Annotated in this window: 29 protein-coding genes; 13 read left to right on the top strand and 16 right to left on the bottom strand. The window is 54.8% G+C overall.

The features are described from left to right. Positions 1 to 93 precede the first annotated feature (93 nt). From MWU61_RS11950 to MWU61_RS11915, 8 genes are all read right to left on the bottom strand, one after another. Positions 94 to 354 (bottom strand): hypothetical protein, encoded by a 261-nt coding sequence (locus MWU61_RS11950; protein ID WP_247128601.1) that lies wholly within the window; start codon positions 352 to 354, stop codon positions 94 to 96. 89 nt (positions 355 to 443) lie between these two features. Continuing rightward, on the bottom strand, positions 444 to 1,445 hold the full coding sequence (locus MWU61_RS11945) for a LacI family DNA-binding transcriptional regulator (protein WP_247128600.1): 1,002 nt from the start codon (positions 1,443 to 1,445) through the stop codon (positions 444 to 446). A 20-nt stretch (positions 1,446 to 1,465) separates the two neighbouring features. Further along, complete coding sequence (locus tag MWU61_RS11940; RefSeq protein ID WP_247128599.1) at positions 1,466 to 1,687, bottom strand: hypothetical protein; 222 nt, start codon at positions 1,685 to 1,687, stop codon at positions 1,466 to 1,468. Next, positions 1,687 to 2,460, bottom strand: a complete 774-nt coding sequence (locus MWU61_RS11935) for an ATP-binding cassette domain-containing protein (RefSeq protein WP_247128598.1) — start codon at positions 2,458 to 2,460, stop codon at positions 1,687 to 1,689. The genes MWU61_RS11940 and MWU61_RS11935 overlap by 1 nt, the downstream gene beginning before the upstream one ends. A gap of 18 nt (positions 2,461 to 2,478) precedes the next feature. Continuing rightward, positions 2,479 to 3,561, bottom strand: coding sequence for an ABC transporter permease (locus MWU61_RS11930; protein WP_247128597.1), 1,083 nt, complete (start codon positions 3,559 to 3,561; stop codon positions 2,479 to 2,481). A gap of 100 nt (positions 3,562 to 3,661) precedes the next feature. Continuing rightward, the gene (locus tag MWU61_RS11925) at positions 3,662 to 4,600 is read right to left on the bottom strand and encodes a sugar ABC transporter substrate-binding protein (protein WP_247128596.1); all 939 of its coding nucleotides are present in this window, start codon (positions 4,598 to 4,600) and stop codon (positions 3,662 to 3,664) included. 83 nt (positions 4,601 to 4,683) lie between these two features. Further along, entirely contained in the window at positions 4,684 to 5,493 is an 810-nt protein-coding gene (locus MWU61_RS11920) for a TIM barrel protein (RefSeq protein WP_247128595.1), read from the bottom strand. 234 nt (positions 5,494 to 5,727) lie between these two features. Next, positions 5,728 to 6,924: a Coenzyme F420 hydrogenase/dehydrogenase, beta subunit C-terminal domain gene (locus MWU61_RS11915; protein WP_247128594.1), complete on the bottom strand. Its 1,197-nt coding sequence runs from the start codon at positions 6,922 to 6,924 to the stop codon at positions 5,728 to 5,730. A 103-nt stretch (positions 6,925 to 7,027) separates the two neighbouring features. On the opposite strand from MWU61_RS11915, the gene MWU61_RS11910 reads away from it, so the two are divergent. From MWU61_RS11910 to MWU61_RS11900, 3 genes are all read left to right on the top strand, one after another. Further along, on the top strand, positions 7,028 to 7,645 hold the full coding sequence (locus tag MWU61_RS11910) for an aspartate/glutamate racemase family protein (protein ID WP_247128593.1): 618 nt from the start codon (positions 7,028 to 7,030) through the stop codon (positions 7,643 to 7,645). Beyond that, positions 7,642 to 8,820 (top strand): MFS transporter, encoded by a 1,179-nt coding sequence (locus MWU61_RS11905; protein WP_247128592.1) that lies wholly within the window; start codon positions 7,642 to 7,644, stop codon positions 8,818 to 8,820. The genes MWU61_RS11910 and MWU61_RS11905 overlap by 4 nt, the downstream gene beginning before the upstream one ends. A gap of 66 nt (positions 8,821 to 8,886) precedes the next feature. Next, positions 8,887 to 9,909 (top strand): aspartate-semialdehyde dehydrogenase, encoded by a 1,023-nt coding sequence (locus MWU61_RS11900; RefSeq protein WP_247128591.1) that lies wholly within the window; start codon positions 8,887 to 8,889, stop codon positions 9,907 to 9,909. 57 nt (positions 9,910 to 9,966) lie between these two features. Here the strand turns inward: MWU61_RS11900 and MWU61_RS11895 are convergent, their stop codons facing one another. Further along, positions 9,967 to 10,497: a peroxiredoxin-like family protein gene (locus MWU61_RS11895; protein ID WP_247128590.1), complete on the bottom strand. Its 531-nt coding sequence runs from the start codon at positions 10,495 to 10,497 to the stop codon at positions 9,967 to 9,969. Between the two features lie 172 nt (positions 10,498 to 10,669). Between MWU61_RS11895 and MWU61_RS11890 the strand changes: the two genes are divergently transcribed. The 5 genes from MWU61_RS11890 (at position 10,670) to MWU61_RS11870 (ending at position 15,218) form a co-directional block, all read left to right on the top strand. Further along, positions 10,670 to 11,416 (top strand): sulfite exporter TauE/SafE family protein, encoded by a 747-nt coding sequence (locus MWU61_RS11890; RefSeq protein WP_247128589.1) that lies wholly within the window; start codon positions 10,670 to 10,672, stop codon positions 11,414 to 11,416. Between the two features lie 57 nt (positions 11,417 to 11,473). Further along, positions 11,474 to 12,583, top strand: coding sequence for a serine/threonine protein kinase (locus MWU61_RS11885; RefSeq protein WP_247128588.1), 1,110 nt, complete (start codon positions 11,474 to 11,476; stop codon positions 12,581 to 12,583). A gap of 318 nt (positions 12,584 to 12,901) precedes the next feature. After that, positions 12,902 to 13,357, top strand: coding sequence for a hypothetical protein (locus MWU61_RS11880; protein WP_247128587.1), 456 nt, complete (start codon positions 12,902 to 12,904; stop codon positions 13,355 to 13,357). Between the two features lie 53 nt (positions 13,358 to 13,410). Next, the gene (locus MWU61_RS11875) at positions 13,411 to 13,620 is read left to right on the top strand and encodes a hypothetical protein (protein ID WP_247128586.1); all 210 of its coding nucleotides are present in this window, start codon (positions 13,411 to 13,413) and stop codon (positions 13,618 to 13,620) included. A gap of 284 nt (positions 13,621 to 13,904) precedes the next feature. Then, entirely contained in the window at positions 13,905 to 15,218 is a 1,314-nt protein-coding gene (locus tag MWU61_RS11870) for a LysM peptidoglycan-binding domain-containing protein (RefSeq protein ID WP_247128585.1), read from the top strand. A 73-nt stretch (positions 15,219 to 15,291) separates the two neighbouring features. Here the strand turns inward: MWU61_RS11870 and MWU61_RS11865 are convergent, their stop codons facing one another. Both MWU61_RS11865 and MWU61_RS11860 read right to left on the bottom strand, forming a co-directional pair. Continuing rightward, the gene (locus MWU61_RS11865) at positions 15,292 to 15,600 is read right to left on the bottom strand and encodes a transcriptional regulator (protein WP_247128584.1); all 309 of its coding nucleotides are present in this window, start codon (positions 15,598 to 15,600) and stop codon (positions 15,292 to 15,294) included. Position 15,601: 1 nt separating this feature from the next. Next, positions 15,602 to 16,579, bottom strand: a complete 978-nt coding sequence (locus MWU61_RS11860; RefSeq protein ID WP_247128583.1) for a sodium-dependent bicarbonate transport family permease — start codon at positions 16,577 to 16,579, stop codon at positions 15,602 to 15,604. Between the two features lie 202 nt (positions 16,580 to 16,781). On the opposite strand from MWU61_RS11860, the gene MWU61_RS11855 reads away from it, so the two are divergent. After that, positions 16,782 to 17,792, top strand: a complete 1,011-nt coding sequence (locus tag MWU61_RS11855; protein WP_247128582.1) for a C4-dicarboxylate ABC transporter substrate-binding protein — start codon at positions 16,782 to 16,784, stop codon at positions 17,790 to 17,792. Between the two features lie 80 nt (positions 17,793 to 17,872). Here MWU61_RS11855 and MWU61_RS11850 read toward each other — a convergent pair whose 3' ends face one another. Continuing rightward, positions 17,873 to 18,517 (bottom strand): carbonic anhydrase, encoded by a 645-nt coding sequence (locus tag MWU61_RS11850; RefSeq protein ID WP_247128581.1) that lies wholly within the window; start codon positions 18,515 to 18,517, stop codon positions 17,873 to 17,875. Between the two features lie 210 nt (positions 18,518 to 18,727). On the opposite strand from MWU61_RS11850, the gene MWU61_RS11845 reads away from it, so the two are divergent. The 3 genes from MWU61_RS11845 to MWU61_RS11835 all read left to right on the top strand — a co-directional run bounded on the left by MWU61_RS11845 (position 18,728) and on the right by MWU61_RS11835 (position 21,367). Beyond that, entirely contained in the window at positions 18,728 to 19,066 is a 339-nt protein-coding gene (locus MWU61_RS11845) for a hypothetical protein (RefSeq protein WP_247128580.1), read from the top strand. A 97-nt stretch (positions 19,067 to 19,163) separates the two neighbouring features. Then, positions 19,164 to 20,543: a leucyl aminopeptidase family protein gene (locus tag MWU61_RS11840; protein ID WP_247128579.1), complete on the top strand. Its 1,380-nt coding sequence runs from the start codon at positions 19,164 to 19,166 to the stop codon at positions 20,541 to 20,543. Beyond that, the gene (locus tag MWU61_RS11835; protein WP_247128578.1) at positions 20,540 to 21,367 is read left to right on the top strand and encodes an NlpC/P60 family protein; all 828 of its coding nucleotides are present in this window, start codon (positions 20,540 to 20,542) and stop codon (positions 21,365 to 21,367) included. The genes MWU61_RS11840 and MWU61_RS11835 overlap by 4 nt, the downstream gene beginning before the upstream one ends. A gap of 25 nt (positions 21,368 to 21,392) precedes the next feature. Here MWU61_RS11835 and MWU61_RS11830 read toward each other — a convergent pair whose 3' ends face one another. The 4 genes from MWU61_RS11830 to MWU61_RS11815 all read right to left on the bottom strand — a co-directional run bounded on the left by MWU61_RS11830 (position 21,393) and on the right by MWU61_RS11815 (position 22,825). Beyond that, positions 21,393 to 21,725: a DUF2794 domain-containing protein gene (locus MWU61_RS11830; protein WP_247128577.1), complete on the bottom strand. Its 333-nt coding sequence runs from the start codon at positions 21,723 to 21,725 to the stop codon at positions 21,393 to 21,395. Between the two features lie 250 nt (positions 21,726 to 21,975). After that, positions 21,976 to 22,272: an I78 family peptidase inhibitor gene (locus tag MWU61_RS11825; protein ID WP_247128576.1), complete on the bottom strand. Its 297-nt coding sequence runs from the start codon at positions 22,270 to 22,272 to the stop codon at positions 21,976 to 21,978. Continuing rightward, complete coding sequence (locus MWU61_RS11820) at positions 22,263 to 22,559, bottom strand: I78 family peptidase inhibitor (protein ID WP_247128575.1); 297 nt, start codon at positions 22,557 to 22,559, stop codon at positions 22,263 to 22,265. Before MWU61_RS11820 ends, MWU61_RS11825 begins: the two co-directional genes overlap by 10 nt. Then, positions 22,550 to 22,825, bottom strand: coding sequence for an I78 family peptidase inhibitor (locus tag MWU61_RS11815; RefSeq protein WP_247128574.1), 276 nt, complete (start codon positions 22,823 to 22,825; stop codon positions 22,550 to 22,552). Before MWU61_RS11815 ends, MWU61_RS11820 begins: the two co-directional genes overlap by 10 nt. Before the next feature lie 124 nt (positions 22,826 to 22,949). Between MWU61_RS11815 and MWU61_RS11810 the strand changes: the two genes are divergently transcribed. Next, positions 22,950 to 24,062, top strand: coding sequence for an S-(hydroxymethyl)glutathione dehydrogenase/class III alcohol dehydrogenase (locus MWU61_RS11810; protein WP_247128573.1), 1,113 nt, complete (start codon positions 22,950 to 22,952; stop codon positions 24,060 to 24,062). Positions 24,063 to 24,087 lie beyond the last annotated feature (25 nt).

Genomic DNA, 24,087 nt, shown 5'->3' with positions numbered 1-24,087 from the left:
AAGGGCCCGTGCAAATGACGGGCCCTCTTTCTTTTGGTCTCAAATACCTCGGGGGTTTGGGGGCTGGCCCCCAATCGACAGCGGCAAAGCGCGTTAACCCGCAGCTTCCGCCGTCAGCCGATCCATCATTTCGCATACGGCGGCTTCATCCCCAGCCGCTGCTGCGGCTTCCAGTTCTGTTTGCATTTGCGCGACAAGCGCTTGGGCCTTGCCCCGATCCACCGCCATCAACGTTTGCACAGCAGCAATCAGATCGCCCTGCTTGGCCTGAACGTCCTCAGGTGTGCATGCCAACGCTTGGTTTGCAGAGATTACGACAACGGCGACAGTCGCAAGGATACGTGTTTTCAACATCTTAAAGCCTATCAAATTGTTCGGACCTGTTAGACCCAACTGATAGGGCCAAATCAACCACGGATCGGGGCGATCGGCGCGGTTTCGCCTTATGGCAAAGGACGCAGGGTCCCACGTTCGATCACAGAGCAGTCAAACAAATGGGCCTTTGGCGTCATCGTCGTGTCGTCCACTATGGCGGCGACAAGTTCGATTGACTTGGCGATGATGTCTTTCAACGGGTTGTGGATCGTCGTCAGGTTAATGTTTTCCCAACTGGCCATTTCCATGTCATTCAGGCCGATGATGCCGATATCTTCTGGCACCCGTAATCCAGCGTCTTCGATTGCGGATAGGGCGCCAATCGACAGCACGTCATCGCCGCAGAAATACGCCTCGGCCGGGGCGCCTTCTGCCAGCAAACGCTGCATTTCGGCCCGACCTGCGTCAAAAGAATAAGCTGTTGCCGCACTTGTTGTGACAGCCACATCGGACGCGGTGGCCAGTTCGGTGACAAAGCCTTTTTCGCGGTCTTGCGTCGATGTGGCGGACCGTGGGCCGCCTAAGAAACCAACACGTTTGTAGCCGCGTGCGACCAACGTCTTTGCCGCCAATCGGCCCGCAGAGATGTTGTTGATTCCAATGACATTAACCTTCGGGCTGACCGCGTGGCGACCAAAGGAATGAACGACAGGCACCCCCGCCGCACGGAACGCTTCAGCAAAGGACGCGGGCAGAGTGGAAGACGCGACGATTACACCGTCCACCGAATACTGGCGCAGCATCCGCACGGAATTTTCCGGGTCCGTTTCATCGGTCAGGTTCACCAGCAAAGGCCGCAATCCGCGATCTTGCAGGCCGCGGGTGAACAGGTCGAAAACTTCTAGAAAGATGGGGTTGTGAAAGTTGTTGGACACCAGACCGATCATCTTGGTCCGTCCGGTGGTCAACGAAGAGGCCAGCGCATTGGGGCTATATCCCAAATCGGCGGCGGCCTTTTCGATCTTTTTGCGGGTCTTGGGGGAAACCGACGCGCCTTCGGTATAGGCCCGCGACACGGCAGAGCGTGAAACACCGGCGCGTTCTGCGACGTCTTTCAGCGTGACTGCCATCTTGAAATCCCCTTAACCACTTAATCGTTCTGACGAGGTTCTTTAGCGGGGTCTGCGATGGCCGCATAGTCGATTGTTGCAAATCGCTGGCCGCAGATCACCGAAAGTCCGATAAAGAATATCGCCCAAAAGGTATTCCCGCCCGCGATTTCGACCAGTCCCCAGACAAAACAAACGATGACCACGGCCACCCGTATCCAAACAGGTTTGAAAAACGGGTGGGCGAGATCAAAAAGTTTCATCAGGCGACGCCTTCGTATTCGGCGCCGGTCTTAGCACCCGTGATATAGGACACCACATCATTGCCGTCCGTCTCTTTGACGTTCAGGTTGGCGCAGATGCGGCCACGGCGGAATACGATGATCCGGTCCACAAGGTCAAACACCTGCCGCATGTTGTGCGATACAAGGATCAGGCTTTCACCCTGTTCCTTCAGCGTGCGAACTATGTTTTCCACTTGCGCGGTCTCTTGCACACCCAAGGCAGCCGTTGGTTCGTCCATGATCGTCAGCTTGGATGCGAACGTCGCTGTGCGGGCAATCGCCACACATTGACGCTGACCACCAGACATGTTGGCGATGGTGTTTTTGATGTTGGGGATTTTTACGCCAGTTTTCACCAGCCCCTTCATCGTGTCTTCTTTCATCGCTTTGTAGTCCAGCAGACGGAACGGGCCGAGCCAGTCGAACTTCGTCTTTTCACGGCCAAGGAACAGGTTGTCCGGCACGTTTAGGTCATCGGCCAAAGCCAATGTTTGGAACACGGTTTCGATCCCTGCTTCACGGGCATCAAGAGGTCCCGCAAAACTGACGGGTTGGCCGTCAAAGATGACTTCCCCGCGGGTGCGTTGTTCAACCCCAGTGATCTGACGCACGAAGGTGGATTTACCCGCCCCGTTATCGCCCATGATCGCTACGTGTTCACCGCGCTTGAGCTGAAAATCGGCGTCTTCCAGAGCGTGCACACCACCGTAGTGTTTGGTCAGCCCTTTGGTTTCCAGAATGTAATCTGACATTGTTCAGGTCCTCCCGTCTTATGCCCGCGACGCGGCGCGTTGTTGTTGCCATTGGTCCAGTGCTACGGCACTGACGATGATCATGCCCAGTACCATTTCTTGGTAGAAGGCCCCGAGTTTCAGGAACGTAAAGCCGGATGTAATCACACCGATAATCAGCGCACCAATCACTGTACCGATGATCGACCCACGCCCCCCGAATAGAGACACGCCGCCGATCACGGCCATCGCAATGGCTTCGAGTTCATAAGTCAGACCCATGCCGGATTGCGCTGTCAGGTTCTTGGACGTCAGGATGACAGCCGCCAATCCAGCCAGCATACCAGCGATGATATAGACCAGCACCAGATGGCGTGGGACGTTGATACCGGACATGCGTGCGGCTTGTTCGTTTGATCCAATCGCGTAGGTGTGTTTGCCGTAGACGGTGTAGTTCATGATGAAGTGGAACAGCACAGCCAGCGATAGGAAGATGATCACGGGCATCATGCCTGCGCCGATCTTCGCATAGCTTTCTGTCGGGAAAGACACAGGGTTGCCGCGTGACCACCACTGCGCCACGCCGCGTGCGAACAGCATCATGCCAAGCGTTGCGATGAATGGGGGGATGCGGGCAAAGGCCACGAGAAGGCCGTTGATGCACCCCGCAATCAGCCCGACACCAAGCCCCACGATGACGGGGATCAGCCATGGCAGATCAAGCGCCCATTCGCCAAAAATCGCCTTTGGGTTTGGCGCACCGTTGACTTCGGCGACCTGTGCGAAGCTCATCGCGATCATGGCCGTTGCACCAACGACAGATCCGGAAGACAGGTCGATCCCAGCCGTGATGATCACTTGGGTCACGCCAAGGGCGATAATACCGATGATGGCCACTTGAACGATGATGATCCGCAAGCGTTGTTCGTTGAAAATGGTGTCAAAACGGTCACGTGTATCAAACAACAGGCTCTGACCGTTCATATAAGGGAGCACCTGGCCCAGCACTTCGAAGATAATGATAATGAGGATCAACGCGCCAAAGACGTTCAGTTCGTTAGGCCATTGCCGTTTGGATTTGTCGAAGGTCAGGCCGCCTGTCCCGTCGCTATTGTCTGACATCTGTCAGCTCCCCTTAAAAATGTAGGTGGGTGGTCGTTTGATGTGGGGCAGCGCTGGGCCGCCCCGCATGGTCATTTTGGCCGTTGTAAGTCGATTAGACTTACTGGAAGTCAGCCAGGTTTTCAGGTGTCACCAGTTTGAATGGGATGAAGACTGTTTTGTCGACGTCTTCGCCATTGGCCAGCGCCATAGCTGTTTCGATGGACCCAGCGCCTTGACCTGCAAGGTCTTGGAAAACTGTCACGTCCATGTCGCCAGCGGACATTGCGAGCAGCGCGTCGGAAGTCGCGTCAACGCCACCAACAACAACGTCGTCCATGGAAATGCCAGCGGCTTTCATCGCTTGGATCGCACCAAGTGCCATTTCATCGTTGTTGCCGAAGACAGCGTCAAACTCATCACCGGATGAGATCCAGTTTGTCATCAGGTCGTTCGCTTCGTCGCGGGACCAGTTTGCTGTCTGCTCATCCACGATTGTGATGAAGTTACACATGTCCATGCCGATCACGTCATGGAAATCTTTGGTCCGCTGAACAGCAGCTTGGTTGGACAGCTGACCAACCAGAACATATGCAGCTGCACCGCCTGCTTTGCCTTCAGCGCGCAGTTGGCGACACATCTGGAACGCAGCCAGTGTACCGGATTCGATTTCGTTAGATGCAACGAACGCCTGACCGTCTGGCAGTGTGTCCATGTTAATTGGTTGGCGGTTCACATAAACCAGTGGAACGCCCGCAGACGCCGCTGCGTTGGACATCGCTTCAGTTGCGTTTGTGTCAACTGCGTTCACGATGATCGCATCAACGCCGGACGCGATGAAGTTGTTGATCTGGTCAAGCTGCTTGGCCACATCATCAGTCGCGTCTTCAACCTGCAATGCAACGTCGTCGCTTGCTTCGTCAAATGCTGTCATGCCGTTCCGCATCACGGTCAGACCGTTGTCGTCGAAACGTGCAACGGACACACCGATTTGCATTTCAGCAAATGCTGTCGTGCCCATCAGGGTTGTCAGGCCAGCGGCCAAAAGTACTTTTTTCATTGTTTTCCTCCCAAGGAATGTGCCCGGCGCACATGATTCAAAAACCGGGGCCCTGTAGTTCAGGGCGTTGAGTTCATCCCCCCTCATGCGGCTTGCGCCGGAAGGTTTGAGGTGATGAATGCGATAGACTTTGCCAGCGCTGTGGCGGGGTCTGTCATGGCGTGAATGTCCGGGGCGAAGCATTCGAATGATGCGGGCCCTGCGTAGCCTTGTGACTGTAAGGCTTTCAATTGAATGACGTTGCCAAGCCGATCTTCGGCATCAACCAAAACGCGGTGGGCATCCGTCATGTCTTGCGTTTTCGGCGCAGGATCAGTGATGCCCGAAATATGAACCAATCCGGTGAGGTTAGCGTGAAACGCGGTATCACCTGACAAATGATGGTGGAACGTATCATGGACGATCTTGAAACAGGTCGGATTCCCCATTTCAGCCAGAACAAGCGCCACATCATCCTTGTGCCGTAACGTGCTGGTCTCAAAGCCAAGCGGTTCGATGAACCCGATCAGGTTCATATCGGTCAGCATCGGCTGAAAGATGTGTAGCGCGTTCCGCAACGCGTCCCGCTGCTGAGTGCGATCAACGATGCCGCTAGCTACGGCTGGGATGAATGCCACACCATGTGCGCCACACGCCTGCGCCGTTTTCGTAAGGTTTTTTGCGGCGGCTACCTTGGTTTCGGGCGCGTCGTTGAACGCTTTTACTTCAGCCAAAGCAAGAATGTCGATCTGTAGATCAGTCGCCAAATCCTTGATGTAGTGCGCTGATGTGCCTTCAAAGAGTGGACGGTTCAAATCATTGCGAAATTCGACGCCCACGCAGCCCAATGCGGCCGCCAGTCCAAGCACGTCCTGCGCCGACAATGTCGGAACCGTCATGTGATTGAGCGCCATTGGCAACATCTGAAAAGGACTCCCCCGGATTTCGTATCACCACTGTAGGCATGGGGTTTTCATTTTGCAACCGGTTGCATTAATGGGTGCAATAATTCGATCAAAGCTTTGAAAATGCTAAGTTAAAATTGATATTTTTGTTTCAAATAAGCGGAGAAACGTCTCTTGAGGGATTCGCAAATCATTCTGTGCGGGGTGTGTGTGCGACTCGGTTCCCATTTTAGGGCGTTGTCATCATTTTTCGTCGTCGGACTGCGTCAGGCCATATTTCGTGGCAAGCTTCCATACGTGGTCGGGGACCATGTTCTTCATTTTGGCTGGCTCTTCGCGACGCAAATGCAGGATCGTTTCAACAGCTTTCATGTCCAAACGTGCTTTGGCAAATTCGAGCCCCTTTGGCCCCAGCAAAGGCATCAAGACCCCCATAATGGGGCGCAACCAATTGGGCATGCGTCGCAACGGCAATCCACCTGCCGCTAATTTGGTGTTCTCTAAAAAACCTTTGACGGATGATGTGCGATTGCCTTTGGAACTGGGCGTCGTCAGCGATACCTCGTCGCCCAATCCGGCAAGCATTTCCGCGCCACGATCGTTGCGGACGATCACCCATTGGTCGGCCATTCCGGCCATATATCCCACCGTGATATCAGACAGCCGGTTTGTATAATCGACACAGGTCTTGCAGGTCAGCGGGAAAAAGTCGCGCGGCAGATCGGACAGGGGCAGCTGTAGGAAAGGAATGTTGCGGATGGTGCCATCGGTAAAACGCAATTCAACATGGTAGTCTGCTTTGAATTCCAGATATGTGACGGTGTCGGGTTGATCCGTTAGCCTGCCAAGAAAGTCATGGAAATTCGCGGTTGTTGTGTTGTCCGAACAGGGGGTGCCAATGACATAAATGCGGTCGAACCCCAGCTTCGCCTCAAGCGCACGCAACGCATAGATCTGACAGGGTATTCCGATCACGGCGATCCGTGTGTGCCCTGCTGCAATTGCCGGTTCGAGCAGCGCAAGAAGCGGCGCGTAGCCCATACGCATCCCGCGCGCTTGTGCGATGTCCGCGGCTTGCGTGATCAACGCGGGTTGCGGTTTCCAGCGATCGTCAGGATCGGGCACCATGCAAAGCACCGCATCAACTGTTCCGGTTTCAAGCAACCGTTCGGCGAGCCGCGTTGTCAGGCCGGTCCATTGTGCGCCTTGGCGCGGGTTCTTCAGGGCGGCGCGATACATTTTCTGAGTTACCCCAAAGAAAACCTCGTCCCCTGACGACATCGCAGATCGTCCGTGTGTCTGTGTTTCAGCCAACGGATATGTGGGTTTGATGAATTGGCAGGCGGTGCCACACGCGCTTGGGTCCTTCATGCGGGACACGCCACAGTCGGTGCATAAGTTGCGTGGGGCAGGGTCAGCGAAGGGCGGAGTTTCGATCATGCTGTCAACTTACCCTGATAGAAACACGTGTCCAGCGTTTCCGCCTCTTGTTGCCCATCGCGCTGCATGTCAGACATCACCTGCCTGAGGGAGGGTCACCAAAATGCGTATTGCTTGTCTTCACACCGCGCAGGTTCATGTCGCTACATTTACAGATTTTTTTGATGACAAAGCGCCTGATGCTCAGGTCATTCATGTGGTCCGCGACGATCTTTTGGCGCTGGCCCAAGTCGGCGGCATTGCGATGGTCGAAGAACCGTTCATGAACGCGGTCGCGGCACTGGATGAAGCGGACGCGATCCTGTGCACCTGCTCGACGCTGGGTCCGCTGGTGGATCAGCTCGGCAATCCGAAAGTGGTGCGGATTGATCGGCCTGTTATGAACGTGGCTACGGGCGTTGGTCCAAAGCCGCTATTGGCGCTTTGTCTGGAAAGCACACGTGCCGCATCGCTTGACCTGTTGATGCAGGCGGGCGCAAATCTAACCCCGACCGTCCACCTTTGCGATGGCGCGTGGGCCTTTTTCGAAGCGGGCGATATGGCGGGGTTCGCCGATGCGATTGCAAGCTCTATTCGCACCGTTGCTGATGGTCACGATTGCGTTGTCTTGGGGCAAGCGTCGATGCGTGTTGCGGAACCTGCATTGCGCGATCTTGGCATACCGGTTCTTTCATCACCTGCGCTGGCCGTGGATCACACTATCGGAGTTGCGTTGTCATGAAATTAGGCATTGCCGTGTTGGTGCTGGCTTACGGCCTGTCCCAGTTTTACCGCGCGTTTTTGGCGGTTCTGGCACCTGATCTGCAGGTCGATATTGGCGCGATGCCAGATGATCTTGCCGCCGCATCCGGTGTTTGGTTCCTGGTCTTTGCGGCGATGCAGATTCCGATCGGGATTGCGCTGGATCGTGTTGGGCCAAAATTGACGGCAGTTGTGATGTTCGCGCTGGGCGCGGGCGGGGGTGCGTTTGTTTTTGCGATGGCCCAAAGCCCGATCCATGTGATCATTGCGATGGGTCTGATCGGCCTTGGCTGTGCGCCTGTTTTGATGGCCAGCTATTTCATTTTTGCACGCACCTATTCGCCAGCTGTCTTCGCGACATTGGCGGGTGCGACAATCGGGATCGGGTCGCTTGGCAATCTGGCGGGCGCGTCGCCGATGGCGTGGGCCGTCACGACATACGGCTGGCGTGAAACGATGCAGGGGCTTGGCATCGTGTCGCTATTGGTCGCTGCGCTGATCTGGGTCACGGTCAAGAACCCGCCGAAGGTCGAGACAGAGCATCGTGGATCGGTGTTTGATCTTCTGAAGATGCCGCAGCTTTGGCCGCTTTTCGCGCTGATGTTCGTGAACTATGCGCCTGCGGCTGGTCTGCGCGGTCTATGGGCGGGGCCGTATTTGCGTGATGTGTATGGGGCAGATGTCAGTCTGATCGGGCAGGTGACCTTTGTGATGGGCCTTGCCATGATCGCGGCGAGTTTCGCCTACGGTCCGTTAGAACGGCTATTTCGGACCCGCAAATGGGTCATCATTGCGGGCAATACGCTGAGCGTTGTGTCGCTTTTGATCCTGTCAATCGTCCCCGATCCCGGTGTTTGGGTATCCGCGGCGCTGTTGGCAGCTATCGGGTTTGGCGGCAGCACGTTCCCGCTGTTGGTTGCCCATTCCAAGGCGTTCTTTCCAGCCCACCTGACTGGACGCGGTGTGACACTGGTCAACCTGTTTAGCATCGGCGGTGTTGGCGTTGCGCAATTCGCGACTGCACCGCTGCATACTTATGGTGTCGGCATGGCAGGCGGGTTTACCACTGCATACGGCCTGATCTTTGCGTTCTTCCTTGTGACAGTCTTGTGTGGCTTGATCGCTTATTTCTTTGTGACCGATCGCACGGATTAGTGATCCCCCTTTCTTTTGCTGGACCTGCGCGGTAAAGGGGCGTCGGTTTAACCAAGGATAGGATCAATGGGTTACAAAATCGTCATCGTTGGCGCCACAGGCAATGTGGGTCACGAAATGCTCAATATCCTCGCGGAACGTCAGTTCCCTGTGGATGCAATTGAAGTACTGGCCAGCCGTAAATCGCTGGGCACGGAAGTGTCATTTGGCGACAAAACCCTGAAGACGAAAGACCTTGATACGTTTGACTTCACGGGCTGGGATATGGCGTTGTTCGCTGTCGGTTCTGAAGCGACAAAGAAATACGCACCAGTGGCTGCGAAAGCGGGCTGCGTGGTCATCGATAACTCATCTCTGTACCGCTACGATCCGGACATTCCGCTGATCGTGCCAGAGGTGAACCCAGAGGCCGTGCACGACTACAAAAACAAGAACATCATCGCGAACCCGAACTGTTCGACTGCACAGATGGTTGTGGCGCTGAAGCCTTTGCATGACCGTGCAAAGATCAAACGCGTTGTTGTGTCGACGTACCAGTCCGTATCTGGCGGCGGTAAAGCTGCGATTGATGCGCTGTGGGACGAGACAAAGTCGATCTACAACCCGACTGACAACAAGACACAAGACGTGTTCACCAAGCAGATCGCGTTCAACGTGATCCCGCACATCGACGTGTTCATGGAAGACGGCACCACGAAAGAAGAGTGGAAGATGGTCGTTGAGACGAAGAAAATCGTCGACAAGAACATCAAGGTGACGGCTACCTGCGTGCGCGTTCCTGTGTTCGTTGGCCATTCAGAATCGATCAACATCGAATTCGAAGAATTCCTCGACGAAGACGAAGCCCGCGACATCCTGCGCGAAGCACCGGGCATTATGGTGATCGATAAACGTGAAGACGGCGGCTACGTGACGCCAATCGAATGCGTCGGCGATTTCGCGACGTTCATTTCGCGCATCCGTCAGGACAGCACAATCGACAACGGCCTGAACCTGTGGTGCGTATCTGACAACCTGCGCAAGGGTGCCGCGTTGAACGCAGTACAGATCGCAGAGTTGCTGGGACGTGAGTGCCTGAAGAAGGGCTGAATTGCCTGAGAGATTGTAGAAAAGGCCTCGCAGTAATGCGGGGCCTTTTTTGTTTGATTAGCTGCTGTGTGTACCGCGGACGGGGTAGTCTTTTTCGCGGATAAATTTCAGTCCGCTCAAAATACCTTCCAGTGCGGGTCGCGAGAATGGCGCATTTGAAACGTCGACAATGTGCAGATTGCCATCGCCGCGAATGACGAATGTTGCGGGCTCCGCGAACGGTCGGTCCGTTTCTTCAGGGCTGCGCGGGTCTGAGATATAGACGCCCAATTCTTGCATTTGCGCAATGCTGAGGTCGTAAGCCAGTTTGCCCTTGTACCCGATGTCGGCTGCTGATGCCTCGGCTTTTTCTTTTGGGTCGGCGGAAACGGCGATGACGTCCACGTTGATAGCTGCGAAATCATCCAGCATTCCGTTGAGCTCTGTCAGGTAATTCTTGCAAATTGGACAGTGCTTGCCGCGATAGACAACCACAAGTTTCCAGTCTCCGTTATCGGGGTTTGGCTTGCCCAATGTTACATCGTCGCCGTCAAGCGTTGCGACTGTCATATCGGGGAATGTCGTATTGGGTGTCAGTGTCTTTACCATGCTTCGTCACCTTTTTATCTGCGGTTCGGACGAAGAACCGTGGCATGGCACATAGGTTCCGCACCTGCCGCTCACATAAATGTGCGGCTGCTGTTCAGCGCGAAACGCCGCTTGGAACCCGATGGCGAACCGCCTAGGGTCCGGCTGAATTTTGTTGGAAAGCCCCTGCACCATGTTCGCCTTTGACCAGTTCGCTTTTCTGATCGCTATCGTCTTTATCTTTGCGGGGTCTGTTAAGGGGCTGGTCGGGATCGGGATGCCGACGGTGTCGATTGGCATCATGAGCCAATTCAGCCCGCCCCATTTCGCCATTGCCGTCGTCGTGTTCCCCATGCTGGTCGCGAACATCTGGCAGGTGTACCGCACCGGCGTCGGGCTAGATACGTTGCGCCGGTACAAGGTGCTGGTCGCATTTATGGTCGTATCCCTAATGATCACGACCTCTTTCACGGCCAAGGTGCCCCCTGATTTTCTGATCGGTGTGATTGGCATCGCGATTGTGATTTTTGCAGTCACCAGCCTTGCCCGTACCCCGCCCGCGTTGCCGGATCATCGTGATGGTGTCGGTCAGGTGATCACGGGGATCGCTGCTGGTGTGCTGGGTGGCTTCACGAGCATTTGGTCGCCACCATTGGTGACGTATCTGATTGCCCGCCGCGTGGAGGCCGAGGAATTTGTGCGTGCCGCTGGCGTTTTGATCCTGATCGGGACAGTTCCGTTGATCGTGGGCTTTTGGCAAACCGGATTGCTGAACGGGGAAACTGCCCCGATGTCGATTATGATGATTGTGCCCACGCTGATTGGTTTCACAATAGGCGAGGCGATCCGCAGACGCATGGACCCCGCAAAGTTCCGGCAGGTCATTTTGTGGGTGTTCCTGCTGATGGGGATCAACCTGCTACGGCGCGCCTTTTTCTAACGCTTGTCAGGCAAAAATTTTGTGACTACCCATTTTTGAAACGTTTGGGAGAACAAGATGCAAAAGACAGTCGTCAATAGCTGGAACGAATGGGACCCACTGAAGCACGTGATCGTTGGCCGCGCTGATGATTGCCATATTCCTCCCGAAGAACCAGCCCTTGATGCGAAGGTGCCCGAGGACAGCGATATGCGCGGTCAGTGGGGGCGACGTCCGCAGGAAACGATTGATCGGGCGAATGAATTGCTCGACAATTTTGCGGCTCAATTGCAGGCCCGTGGTATTCGTGTGGATCGCCCGACGAGCATTGATCATTCGCTTCCCGCGACGACGCCTGACTTCCACACCGAAAGCCAGTTTGGCTGTATGCCGCCGCGTGACGTGCTGCTGACGGTCGGATCTGAAATGCTGGAGGCGACGATGTCGTATCGCTGCCGCTGGTTCGAATACCTGAACTATCGCCCGCTGATGCAGCAGTATTTCAATGAAGACCCGAATTTCCGTCATGAAAGCGCGCCAAAGCCGCGTTTGACGGATGCGGATTACCATCCCGATTATCTGAGCGATAAGATTGGTGACGCAAAGCGCCTGCAATGGGCAGCTGAGAAGTTCTTTGTCACCACCGAGGAAGAACCGTTGTTCGACGCTGCTGACGTGCTGCGATTTGGACGCGATCTGGTTGTGCAGCATGGGTTCACAACGAACCTGAAAGGCATCGAATGGCTGCGGCGTCATTTCCCTGATCATCGCGTGCATACAGTTAATTTCCCCGGTGATCCCTATCCGATCCATATCGACGCGACTTTTACGCCGCTGCGCCCAGGATTGATCCTGAACAACCCGCAGCGTCGTTTGCCAGACGATCAGCGGGCCATGTTTGAAAAGAATGGTTGGGAAATCCACGATGCGGCACAGCCCGCGCATAATACGCCGCCGCCGCTATGCTATTCATCGACGTGGCTTTCTATGAACGTGTTGGTGCTCGATCCGAAAACGGTCTGTGTTGAGAAATCAGAGGTCTACCAAGCTGAACAAATGGACAAGCTGGGTATGGAAGTTGTCGAAGTCGAATTGCGCGATGCCTACGCTTTTGGGGGCGGTCTGCACTGCTGTACGGCGGATGTGTATCGCGAAGGGAATTGCGAAGACTATTTTCCGAATATGTGAAGCCTGTTATGAATTTAAAAGCGAAGAGGCGGTGTGCAATTAAGCAGCCGCCTTTTCGTAGGCTGTATCAATTGATTTAGTTAATTTCATGTTAATAAAATATTAACGAATTAGTGGAAATGTATCATACATCGAAATGTGTTAACTATTGTGGCGAAATATTGTCATTGTTTCCAATTCGGCAACAGCCCAGCTTTGTTAACTTTTTGCATTAAGCAAGAAAGATAAACAGTATCGGGAATCTAATCGATTCTGTTTCGATTCGATGCAATTTTGAGGCCGATGTGCGCTCATTTTGCGGGCAAAAGTTAACGAAAATTGGGCGATTCTGACAAAAAATGTCTATTTTTGCATTTTTTTCAAAATTGCCTTCTTATTGATTTTACGGTTTTTTTCTCATTTTTACGTTACGTCCGGGGAAATAGAAAAGTCACTTCCCATGAAATTCACTTTCGTTTTGCGAGATTAATTAATCAATCCGCAACTGGGGGCGATGAAATGAAACTGACGATAAGCAAAGGAGCTGCCACTCCTTTTCCTGAGATTGAAGGCGACTTTTTAGATCGTTTGACACGTAGCACTGATGACATCTTGAAAGGTCGTTCTAACGACGACGACGAGAATTCAGAGAAGAAAGCGCACAATGTTAACGGGCCTGTGTCCCGTACAATCCGCGCCTTGAAACGTGTTGTGTCTCATACAGAGTACCAAATCACACCGACGTTGCGGTTGATTGTTTCCCACCGTGTCCCGATGGGCGCACGGTCTGCCTAAACCTATCTATCAAACTTTTACTCAAACCAGACGTTTACCGAGAAGGAAGAACCATGTTTAAAATTACTTTTGCCGCAATCGCTCTTTTGTCCACAACAGCCTGCATGGGCACAAGCAGTCAGACTGTTTCGACCAAAATGACAAGCCTCGTGGACGGCTGTCCACATTACACCGGCGTTAGTCGTGAATATTCCCGTACCGCACCGGGCTTGCCTGTACGCTGTGGTCCGCAAACCGAACTTCCGGTTACGTACCTCGATTAATTCTGATCGTGTTGCTGGCCTTGTTTTGGGCCAGTGACGGTTTGCTGCACACCATGCCCTTGGCGGGGGCCTGCTTCGCTAGACGCTTATGTGATCTGCGTCGATGTGAGGGGCGGTGTGAAGTAGAAAAGGGTAGTTCCCGATGGGAGCTACCCTTTTTCTTTTGGTTTCGAAATGCGCACAATGATATTAAAATTGCGCCATTGTTTCGACAAATTGATTTGGTCTTCTGATCTTGTAAACGCCGTTTTTTTCCACGGCGCGTTAAGTTCTAGAGGTTCCAAATGAATAATTTTATAAAAGGCGCAGTTGTCTGCGCAATTACTTTGCCACCTTCGATTTCGACCGCCACCCAAAGCAACGCAATCGATATCGCATGTGGCCAGACCTATACAGTTGTCAGTGGTGATACCCTAAGCGGTATTAGTCTGCGGGCCTACGGGTCGCTGTTGTATCAACCAATCTACACCGCAAACGTCGATACCATCGGTGCAAACCCTGATATGATCTATATTGGTCAGAATTTCATGGTGCCGTGTCTGTCTGATGATGGAACCGTTGTGGCGGCTGTCGAAGATCAGTTGATCTTTACCTTTAACAAAGCATCCGCCCCGCCATTCATCATTAACAGCGGGATCGTTGATGCCTATCTCGCCGAAATTGCAGAAGTGACCGAAGGGCGCGTGACCTTCGTTGATCCAGAAGTCATGAACCGCGATCACGCTGCCCAGCTTGATCTGGTTACAAGCGGTGCGGTGGATGCGACATACGCCCTGAATTCACATTTGGCAGGCAGCCACCCGTTGCTGCAATTGTCGATGGAGCCGATGTTCGGTGGCTCTGCCGAACAGACCGCCGTTTCCATGTGGCGGTTGCACGAGGACTATTTGGCGAAAGCTGACTATTTCCCTGAAGCAGAGCTGCTTGGTTTCATCGCTTCGCCGGCCGCTCATATCTGGCGTGACGAAAGCATGCCGGTTGTCGCAGGTGAAGGCATAGCTGCGAAAAACGATTATGCGATCCCGTATTTCGACGGGCTTGATACACGTGGTCCTGCCGCGATGCGGGCCGAAGTCGCGGATTGGACCGCGACCTATGAAGCGACCCACGACAACGATCCGACGTTTTTCTTGGCTCATGGCGCTGCGATTGCGCTTGGCATCTGGAACGAAGAATCGACCGTTTCTGTGATGGAAGTTGATAACGGCCTGTATACGCCAACGTTTTCGGTTGTGATGTCAAACGACGCATGGGCGCAAATTTCGGATGAAGATCAGGCTGCGATCCGCGAAGTATCTGGCGAAGCGCTGGCCCATCGGTCTGCCGCATGGGACGATTTCGACAACTCTTTCCGGTCGCGGATGTTGGACCTTGGTCTGAACTTTGCAAAAGCCGATAAAGCTTTACTTGATGACCTTTGGTTGAGTTCTTTGACGGATTTGAATGCTTGGACCCAAGCCGCGACAGATTTGGGTATCCCAGCGAACGAAGCGGTTAATGCCTACCTTGCCGATCTACGGTCGTTGGAAAACCGTCTGATGTACCGGTCTGACGAAACCTACGTGGACCAGCACCCGTTTGTGACTGGCGGTCTATAGTCGCCTAAGAATGTAACCTAACGATTTAGAAAATAGCGAACGGGCCGTGCATATTGCGCGGCCCGATTGCGTATCAGAACCGTTCTGCGCGTAGCACTTGCGCGTCGGTCACGGACACCACGCCGATATGGGGTTCAACCACTGCGAATGCGGCTTCTAGTAGGCCGTCGAGCCGTTCTGGTTTTATCAGGCACACCACGTTCACCATGCCCGATCTGCCGACTTGGCCGTCGCGGGTCCATTGTCCGGATCGGCCTGATCCACCGATCACTGGCATGATCGTGTAGCCCGTCACCCCTGCGGTGTTCAAAGCGTCGGTTAGGCGGCTTTCCAGTGGGGCTTCGATGACGATAGACACCCGTTTTGCGTCGTGCATTTCCATATCAGGCTCCAGTCATGGCTTGGGCAATCGCGAGGTAGATCGGAATGCCGAGTGTCAGGTTGAACGGGAACGTTACCCCGAGCGACAATGTCAGGTACACTGCCGGATTCGCTTGTGGCAACGCCACCCGCATCGCGGCAGGCACGGCGATGTAGCTGGCAGAGGCGGCAAGCACCATCATCAGAACGATCCCACCCAGCGACAGGCCAATCAACATTCCCAGTGCCAGTCCGATGATGCTACCGACAAGCGGCATAGCGATGCCGAAGGCGACCATTGGCAGCGTCACGACCCCTTTGGCTTGGCGCAGTCCGCGTCCCGCGATCAGGCCCATGTCGAGCAAGAACAGGCACAACACGCCTTTGAATGGGTTCACGATAAAGGATTCAATTTCAGCCAAGCCTTTTTCGCCCGTCACCGCGCCGATTGCGAACGCACCGACAAGCAAGACGATGGACCCGTTCAGCATGATTTCTCGCATCAATCCGGGCGCCATTTTGCCGCCTGATCCGGAACGGGCGACCAACCATAAGGCGGACAGGATCGCCGGGGCTTCCATCGCGGCGGCGACGGCGACCATGTAACCTTCGGCGTCGATCATTTTGCCTTCAAGGACAGATGTAGCGGCCACAAAGGTCACGATCGAAATCGACCCGTAGTGCGCGGCGACGGCGGCCGCGTCAGTCGCATCCAGTTTGGTCAGAATTTTCAGCAGGGCGAAGGCGATGAATGGCAAGCCGAACGACAGAACGATACCTGCCGCGACTGCCGACAACAGCGTGCCATCCACACCGTGGGCCGCAACCGATGCGCCACCTTTGAAGCCGATGGCGAACAAAAGGTAGATCGACATGCCCTTGGCCACGGCTTCGGGGATCGTCAGGTCGGATCGGGCAAGTGCTGCAGCAAGACCAAGCGCAAAGCTAAGAATAATTGGCGAAATCAGGTTCGCGGCGGCAAGATCGAAAATGTCGGTCATGTCGGTCCTTATGCAGTTTTAGCTTACTTAGCGTTACGTCGAGATGCTGCAAGTGCAGAATTCCGAGAAAAGCGAAGCCAGTCTGCGGGATTCCGCAGTCCGGCAGGCAATTGGTGCGCGGATTTCTTCATGAATACGATGGTGGCGCTGCTGTAGCCTCTTTTTTGAGCAGAAAATAGATAATGCCGGGAGGAGATACAATATGACCAGAAGCCTAATCGCGACAGCCGCCACGATCCTTTGCGTGAGTACACAAATCGCAGGAGCCGCCGAATGGGACGTTTCGCTGTGGGGGGAACGTCGTGCCTTTACTGAACACGTCGAAAAGTTGGCTGAACTGGTTGCCGAGAAGACGAACAACGAATTTAGGCTGAATATTTCCTACGGTGGCTTGGCGCCTAGTCGCGAAAATTTGGACGGAATTTCAAAGGGTAGCTTTGAGATGGCGCAGTTCTGCGCAGGATATCATCCGGAAAAGAACCCAACGATCACAGTTCTTGAACTGCCGTTTTTGGGGGTGACATCGCTTGAACAGGAGATCGCGCTTTCGTTGGCCGTTTATCGTGACCCGATCACCCAAATCGACATGTCACGCTGGAACGCGACCCTTTTGATGCCGTCGCCGTTGCCACAATACAATATCATGGGCGCTGGAAACCTGCCGTCTTCCCTGTCCGATTTCACTGGATTAACCGTCCGCGCAACAGGCGGTGTCGGCAAAGCGATCGAGGCGCTGGGGGGTGAATTGGTGTCCATTCCGGCGCCGGAAGTTCAAGCGGCTATGGCATCCGGTGAAGTCCGCGCCGTCAGTTTTGCACCGCATGCTCATATGGCATTTGGCACCGTAGATCAGGGATCGTGGTGGACCAGCAATTTGAACCCCGGAACTGTGAATTGCCCGGTTGTGGTGAACACGAAGGCGTTGAGCGCCCTGAACGAAGCGCACCGTGATGCGCTGATGTCATCTGTCGACGAGGCGCTTGATCATTATGTTGCGTATTACGAAGGGGCCACAATGGACGCGTGGGGTCCGGCATTGGCGGAAAACGAAATTGCGGTGCTGACATTGCGCGACGATATCATCGCGTCAATCAAAGACGAGGTTGCCACACCTGCGGCGCAGGCGTGGATCGAAGAATACTCAGCCCGCGGTTTGCCTGCTCAACAGCTTTACGAAAAGGTCATTGCGATCATTGAGGGCACTGAAAACTAAAGCACCGTTTGCCACCCGCCCCAAACTTCCGCAAAGCGTTTGGAGCGGGTGCATATCGTGTAAAGTCGGCTGACTATTGGTCAGATCGCGTGATAGCCGTTTTCGAGATCGAATTCTTCTAGCGTGCCTTCGCCGATGTCGTTCCACAGCCCATGAAGTGAAAGGCGTTCGCCTTCTACCGCGTCTTTGACGAACGGGAAGGTCATCAGGTTTTCAAGCGACACTAACACGGATTCTTTTTCCAGTGCTGTGAGCCGTTCTTCGTCAGTCCCATTCGGCAAACGGTCATAGCCGGGGCGCAAAATGTCCATCCAGCGGCCAACAAAGCTGGTCTTTTCTTCCAGCTCCGGCGCGTTGCCTGAACACATGTGGTAGCAGCCAGCGACCCCGCCACAGGTCGAATGTCCCATGACGATCAGGTGCGACACCTTGAGAGAATTCACTGCATATTCGATTGCCGCAGACGTCCCGTGATAGTCACCGTCTGGGTTGTAGGGCGGCACAAGGTTGGCCACGTTCCGGTGAATAAAGAATTCGCCTGAATCCGCCCCGAAGATTGACGTCACATGGACCCGACTATCGCAGCAGGAAATGACCATCGCACGTGGATGCTGCCCATCTTCCGCCAGATGCTTGTACCAGCTTTTGTTCTCTGCGTAGGTCGTGGCTTTCCAGCCTTGGTAGCGTTTGGCCAGATAGGCGGGTAGGGGGCGGCGGTATGGCATTGTGGTACTCCCGAAAAGTTCCTTGGCTGATATGTCGAATTTGCTCGGATTTCGAGAGGTTTTTGAACCTTTTCAATTGTCCGGATCAACACTTCGGATACCAACGTACGCTATAACAAGGGTATGACTTATCACAGCCCCCTTCTGGCACCGCCGCCAGCCCGCCCCGCTGCCCGCATCGCTGTCTTGCGATGTGAGGAACAATTTACAATGGATACTGCCCCTTTACGCACGTTGTTCGCCGCTTTGCCTGATCACGAGGCCGAAGATATCGTTTGCCGCGCTTTGGAAGATATCGCCGCCAAACTGGACTATCTGCAGAATGGCCGCACAACGGGTGCGTTTTCGGAAATTTCCGCCCCTGCCAAGCGTCTCGCTGCCGTTGCCGAACAGATTGGCCTGACCGAAGTCGCCTTGGTTGCACGACACACATCTAACGCGGCTGAAATGCAGTGCGGTGTGGCGCTTGGGGCAACTTTGGCCCGTCTTGAACGCGCGTTTGATGCGGCAGTCAGCCATGTTTGGGATTTCCGCCACTATTCCCACTGATCCGGTCCAGAGGTTCCCTGCGGTTCCGTCACGATCATCCTTGCAGCCCTGACCTGTGTTGCTAGTCTGGCGCAAAATGCCCGAAATAGGATGAGATATGTCGCTGACGTTTGCCCCGGACGATGCAGAAAGCATCCCTCTTTACGTAATTTCTTCTGAAAATTTGGACGCTATTCCCGCCGAAGCACGCGCTTGGGCGGATACCAACGCTTTTGTCGGCAGCTTGGGGCAGACCTTAGTCGTGCCTAGTGCGGATGGTGCGATTGCCTGTGCGCTGGTTGGATTTGGGACAGCGAAAGCGCGCGCGCGTGGTCGGTTCCAAATTGCGGAAGCCGCGACAAAGCTGCCAACCTCAACCTACCACATTGCGGCTGGTCTGGATGGATTGGCGTTGGAAGAAGCCGCACTTGGTTGGCTTTTGGCGGGCTATTCGTTTGACCGGTACGTCAAGCCGTCGAAATCAATTGCTCAGTTGAAAGCACCCGAGGGCGTTGATGCGGCGCGGCTGGAAATTATTGCAGCGGGCGAGGCATTGACCCGCGATCTGATCAACACGCCAACTGCCGACATGGGGCCCGGTGATCTAGAGGCCGCGACCCGTGCTTTGGCTGACGAGCATGGTGCGTTGCTGCATGTGACCTCGGGTGATGATCTGCTCGAACAGAACTTTCCCATGATCCACACCGTTGGCCGTGCCGTTGGTCCCGACCCACATCGCGCCCCGCGCTTGATGGACATGACATGGGGTGATGATGGTCCGACCCTGACATTGGTCGGGAAGGGCGTGTGTTTTGACACTGGCGGTCTGAACATCAAACCGGGCGCGTCTATGGGACTGATGAAAAAGGACATGGGCGGGTCCGCGACTGTGCTTGGTCTCGCGCATATGATCATGGCGCTTAAACTGCCACTGCGGTTGCGGGTACTGATCCCTGCCGTTGAAAACAGCATTGATGGCACAGCGTTCCGGCCGCAGGACATTCTGACTTCCCGCAAAGGTTTGACTGTCGAGATCAACAACACCGACGCCGAAGGGCGGCTTGTACTGGCCGACGCGCTTGCGCTCGCGGATGAAGCGACACCTGATCTGGTGATTTCCATGGCGACGTTGACCGGTGCCGCGCGTGTGGCGGTTGGCCCTGACATTTCGCCGTACTTCACCAACGAGATGAAATGCGTCCAAGCGCTTGAAACTGCTGCGATTGATGTGGCTGATCCGGTTTGGCGGTTACCGTTCCATGAGCCTTACGAAGCCATGATTGAACCGGGGATTGCTGATCTGGACAACGCGCCTAAAGGCGGATTTGCGGGAACGATCACGGCGGCGCTTTTCTTGCGCCGTTTCGTTGAAGCGCCTTACATGCATTTTGATGTCTACGGCTGGCAGCCTGTTGCGCAACCGGCCCGTCCAAAAGGCGGCGTCGGTATGGGCGCGCGCGCGATCCTTGCGGCGTTGCCTGCGATGCTTGACCTGTGACGGACCGCCGGATCACACCTGCAAACGGACGCGTCGCGGCGCGCCATTTGCAGGGCATCGTCACCGCTGAAAAATACGTGGACGGCACGCCAATGCGGGTCACGCGCCCTATCGTTGATCTTTGCGCAAAGCCTGCGGGAAAACGGGATCGCCAGCTGTTGCTGGGGACGGGCGTGACTGTGTTTGAAACCCACGACGGTTGGTCATTCATTCAATCAGATGCGGATGGCTATGTAGGCTACGTGCCCAGCGATACGCTTGCCGAGACCAAAGCGCCCACATTCCGGGTCGCGACGGCGGCGACCCATGCTTACGAGACCGAAAGCTTCAAATCAGCAGACCTGATGCGCCTGACTTTCGGGGCGCAGGTCACGGTCATTGATGAGCGGCCCAAGATGTACGAAACACCGCAGGGTTTCATCCCGAAGATGCATTTGCGCCCGCTTGATCGGCCATTCGCCGATCCTGTCACAGTCGCACAGCTATATTTTGGAACGCCCTACCTGTGGGGTGGCAATAGCACCGCGGGTGTCGATTGTTCGGGGTTGGTGCAAGCCGGTCTACAGGCATGTGGTCAATTCTGCCCGGGCGATAGTGATATGCAGCAAGCGGAACTTGGGCAAGATATCGCGCCCGACGCGCCGCTACAGCGCGGTGATCTGATCTTCTGGAAAGGTCATGTTGGTATCATGGTTGATGCGGATGTGTTGTTGCATGCCAATGCGCACCACATGGCGACGGCCTATGAACCCATCACAGCCGCAACCATCCGGATCAAGGCGCAAGGCGATGGAGAGACCACCGCGCGGAAACGGATCGTTTAGGCGCCATCGTTGCTACGCTGACCGCTCAATCGACGATGCGGATCAATTTCCGTTCAAGCACCCGCAGCACGGATTTTAGGTCGTTGCCGCGCTTCAGCACCTGACCGTCGATGCCGATCAGCACATATTGACCCTGCTTCATCCGCAATTTGGGGCGCTTTTCAATCCGGTAGATCGGGTTTTCGGCGGTCCGTTTGAAAACAGAGAAAACGGCAAAATCCCGAAGGGATGATATCCCGTAATCCCGCCATTCACCTGCGGCCACCATCCGACCGTAAAGCGACATGATCACGGATAATTCGGTGCGGTGAAAAGCGACCTGTTCGGGCAGCGGGCGGTGGAGTGATGTCAAAGTCATAGGGATCATTTTGGGGCAATAGGGCAAGGAATCAAGGCTTTTACCCACAACGCCCCAATCTTGCCCCAAAATGAACGGTACAATGCCTTGGACCGAACCACATGCTGCCACTTGCAAACGTCAAACCAGTACTCAGCAAAGTGCTACTCCGGTGCTGCATTCGATAGCCCCCACCCAGTGTGCGGCACCGGAGACTTTGTGAACCTTCCCACACATCAAACCACATGCTGCCGCACTAGGCTGCTGGCTTTTAGCCGCAGATGATCCGACGGATCGTGTTGTTGGCACCGATCTCGAATCCAAGCCGGTCGGGGTGGTATTCTTGGCTTGCCACAGTGCCGGGGCGGATGATCCGGATTTCACCAGGCCGGAAACCGCGTTCCAAAACAAAAGCATCTTGCCCGATGATCCCGCTATACCGCGCGGCCCCGCAAGTGTCGTCAATACCGGTTGGGATCGGATTGGCAACCGGTGGTTCGATGATCGGGGTCGCTGGGATGCAAGCTGTGCAAAGGGTGCCAAACAAGGCCAAAATAGTTAACCGCATGTGATTGTCCGGATGCTTTCATCCGCTCCAATATAAAAGTTGATACGTTCAGGTCGCAGATCTTCGGTCAGGGCGTCACCCGGTCTGATGACGCGGACTTGGCGCAGGATCAGGACGCGTTCAAGCGCCGTTGCGTCTTGGCCGACCAAATAGCCGTAAGGTGTGGCCCTGCAGGTATCCGCTGCCCCGATGGGGACCGGATCAACCGCAGGTGCGACAATGGCTGGGGGGCGGGTGCTACATGCGGCGAGGGCGCAAAGTGCTGCAATGCCAACCGTTACCCGCATGACAGACCGATAATCATGCCATCCGCGTTGGTTTCGATATTCAACCGATCGGGCACGTAATCTGTGGTGACAACAGTGTCAGGCCCTACGACCCTGTCATTCAGATCGGCAGGCAGTGTCACAGCTGCGATGTTCGATCCAAGCAGTGCGGTATGGCCTTGCGCCCCACACGGGTCGGTTTCGTCGACAGGCGCGTTGCCTGATGTACCTGCGCAACCGCCGAGAACAACAGCGGTAAAAGCGGAAAGAAGAACATAATTTTTCATGAATGCACTTTGCCGCGTCGTGGTTTGTCTTGGCAAGCCCTGAACGCTGTCTGATTGCACCCTTGAAAGAGGATGTTTTTGACCGCAAGACTGACATGAGACACATTATAGAAAGGTCACGCCCATGCGTACTCGTGCAGCTGTCGCCGTAGCGGCCGGAAAACCTCTTGAGATTATGGAGGTTAATCTTGAAGGCCCGCGTGCGGGTGAAGTTTTGGTCGAGATCAAAGCAACGGGTCTATGTCACACGGATGAATTCACCCGTTCTGGCGACGACCCCGAAGGTATTTTCCCTGCGATCCTAGGCCATGAAGGCGCAGGCGTTGTGATCGAAGTTGGTGAAGGTGTGACATCGCTGGAAGTCGGCGATCACGTGATCCCGCTGTACACGCCTGAATGTCGCGAATGTGAATATTGCCTGAATCCGAAAACGAACCTGTGCCAGAAAATCCGGTCTACGCAGGGCGCTGGGCTTCTACCCGACGGATCAACACGCTTTTCCATGCTCGATGGCACGCCGATCCATCACTACATGGGTTGTTCCACTTTCGCGAACCACACCGTTGTGCCTGAAATTGCGCTCGCGAAGGTTCGTAAAGACGCACCGTTTGATAAGATTTGTTACATCGGTTGCGGCGTGACGACGGGGATCGGCGCTGTGATCAACACAGCGAAGGTCGAGATCGGATCGACCGGTATCGTCTTTGGTTTGGGTGGCATTGGTCTGAACGTGATCCAAGGTCTACGCCTTGCGGGCGCGGATCAGATTGTTGGTGTTGATCTGAATGATGGCAAGGTCGAGATGGCGACGCATTTCGGCATGACCGACTTTGTGAACCCTTCGAAAGTCGAAGGTGATCTGGTTGCCCATTTGGTCGAACTAACTGGCGGTGGTGCGGATTATACCTTTGATGCCACGGGCAATGTCGGTGTGATGCGCACAGCATTGGAAGCGGCCCACAAAGGCTGGGGCGAAAGCATCATCATCGGCGTGGCCCCTGCAGGTGCGGAAATTTCCACACGGCCATTCCAGTTGGTCACAGGTCGCAGCTGGCGCGGGACCGCGTTTGGTGGCGCATCTGGCCGGACGGACGTGCCGAAGATCGTGGATTGGTACATGGACGGCAAGATCGAGATTGACCCGATGATCACCCACAAGCTGTCATTGGATGAAATCAATCACGGCTTTGATTTGATGCACGAAGGCAAATCTATTCGGGCCGTTGTTGAGTTCTAAGCAACCCAAATGAACACAAAAGGGG

Source organism: Loktanella sp. F6476L, from assembly GCF_023015725.1.
Taxonomy (GTDB): domain Bacteria; phylum Pseudomonadota; class Alphaproteobacteria; order Rhodobacterales; family Rhodobacteraceae; genus Yoonia.
This window is presented reverse-complemented; position numbering and strand designations above follow the sequence as displayed.

Bases quoted from the DNA above. Each gene is read 5' to 3' on its own strand.
- MWU61_RS11920 (WP_247128595.1), bottom strand. From the start codon at position 5,493: ATGGCGCTCAATCACATGACGGTTCCGACATTGTCGGCGCAGGACGTG.
- MWU61_RS11855 (WP_247128582.1), top strand. From the start codon at position 16,782: ATGACCAGAAGCCTAATCGCGACAGCCGCCACGATCCTTTGCGTGAGT.
- MWU61_RS11860 (WP_247128583.1), bottom strand. From the start codon at position 16,579: ATGACCGACATTTTCGATCTTGCCGCCGCGAACCTGATTTCGCCAATT.
- MWU61_RS11930 (WP_247128597.1), bottom strand. From the start codon at position 3,561: ATGTCAGACAATAGCGACGGGACAGGCGGCCTGACCTTCGACAAATCC.
- MWU61_RS11915 (WP_247128594.1), bottom strand. From the start codon at position 6,924: ATGATCGAAACTCCGCCCTTCGCTGACCCTGCCCCACGCAACTTATGC.
- MWU61_RS11875 (WP_247128586.1), top strand. From the start codon at position 13,411: ATGTTTAAAATTACTTTTGCCGCAATCGCTCTTTTGTCCACAACAGCC.
- MWU61_RS11905 (WP_247128592.1), top strand. From the start codon at position 7,642: ATGAAATTAGGCATTGCCGTGTTGGTGCTGGCTTACGGCCTGTCCCAG.
- MWU61_RS11900 (WP_247128591.1), top strand. From the start codon at position 8,887: ATGGGTTACAAAATCGTCATCGTTGGCGCCACAGGCAATGTGGGTCAC.
- MWU61_RS11940 (WP_247128599.1), bottom strand. From the start codon at position 1,687: ATGAAACTTTTTGATCTCGCCCACCCGTTTTTCAAACCTGTTTGGATA.
- MWU61_RS11885 (WP_247128588.1), top strand. From the start codon at position 11,474: ATGCAAAAGACAGTCGTCAATAGCTGGAACGAATGGGACCCACTGAAG.
- MWU61_RS11935 (WP_247128598.1), bottom strand. From the start codon at position 2,460: ATGTCAGATTACATTCTGGAAACCAAAGGGCTGACCAAACACTACGGT.
- MWU61_RS11870 (WP_247128585.1), top strand. From the start codon at position 13,905: ATGAATAATTTTATAAAAGGCGCAGTTGTCTGCGCAATTACTTTGCCA.
- MWU61_RS11890 (WP_247128589.1), top strand. From the start codon at position 10,670: ATGTTCGCCTTTGACCAGTTCGCTTTTCTGATCGCTATCGTCTTTATC.
- MWU61_RS11820 (WP_247128575.1), bottom strand. From the start codon at position 22,559: ATGCGGGTAACGGTTGGCATTGCAGCACTTTGCGCCCTCGCCGCATGT.
- MWU61_RS11925 (WP_247128596.1), bottom strand. From the start codon at position 4,600: ATGAAAAAAGTACTTTTGGCCGCTGGCCTGACAACCCTGATGGGCACG.
- MWU61_RS11810 (WP_247128573.1), top strand. From the start codon at position 22,950: ATGCGTACTCGTGCAGCTGTCGCCGTAGCGGCCGGAAAACCTCTTGAG.
- MWU61_RS11895 (WP_247128590.1), bottom strand. From the start codon at position 10,497: ATGGTAAAGACACTGACACCCAATACGACATTCCCCGATATGACAGTC.
- MWU61_RS11845 (WP_247128580.1), top strand. From the start codon at position 18,728: ATGGATACTGCCCCTTTACGCACGTTGTTCGCCGCTTTGCCTGATCAC.
- MWU61_RS11815 (WP_247128574.1), bottom strand. From the start codon at position 22,825: ATGAAAAATTATGTTCTTCTTTCCGCTTTTACCGCTGTTGTTCTCGGC.
- MWU61_RS11865 (WP_247128584.1), bottom strand. From the start codon at position 15,600: ATGGAAATGCACGACGCAAAACGGGTGTCTATCGTCATCGAAGCCCCA.
- MWU61_RS11910 (WP_247128593.1), top strand. From the start codon at position 7,028: ATGCGTATTGCTTGTCTTCACACCGCGCAGGTTCATGTCGCTACATTT.
- MWU61_RS11850 (WP_247128581.1), bottom strand. From the start codon at position 18,517: ATGCCATACCGCCGCCCCCTACCCGCCTATCTGGCCAAACGCTACCAA.
- MWU61_RS11950 (WP_247128601.1), bottom strand. From the start codon at position 354: ATGTTGAAAACACGTATCCTTGCGACTGTCGCCGTTGTCGTAATCTCT.
- MWU61_RS11840 (WP_247128579.1), top strand. From the start codon at position 19,164: ATGTCGCTGACGTTTGCCCCGGACGATGCAGAAAGCATCCCTCTTTAC.
- MWU61_RS11825 (WP_247128576.1), bottom strand. From the start codon at position 22,272: ATGCGGTTAACTATTTTGGCCTTGTTTGGCACCCTTTGCACAGCTTGC.
- MWU61_RS11945 (WP_247128600.1), bottom strand. From the start codon at position 1,445: ATGGCAGTCACGCTGAAAGACGTCGCAGAACGCGCCGGTGTTTCACGC.
- MWU61_RS11830 (WP_247128577.1), bottom strand. From the start codon at position 21,725: ATGACTTTGACATCACTCCACCGCCCGCTGCCCGAACAGGTCGCTTTT.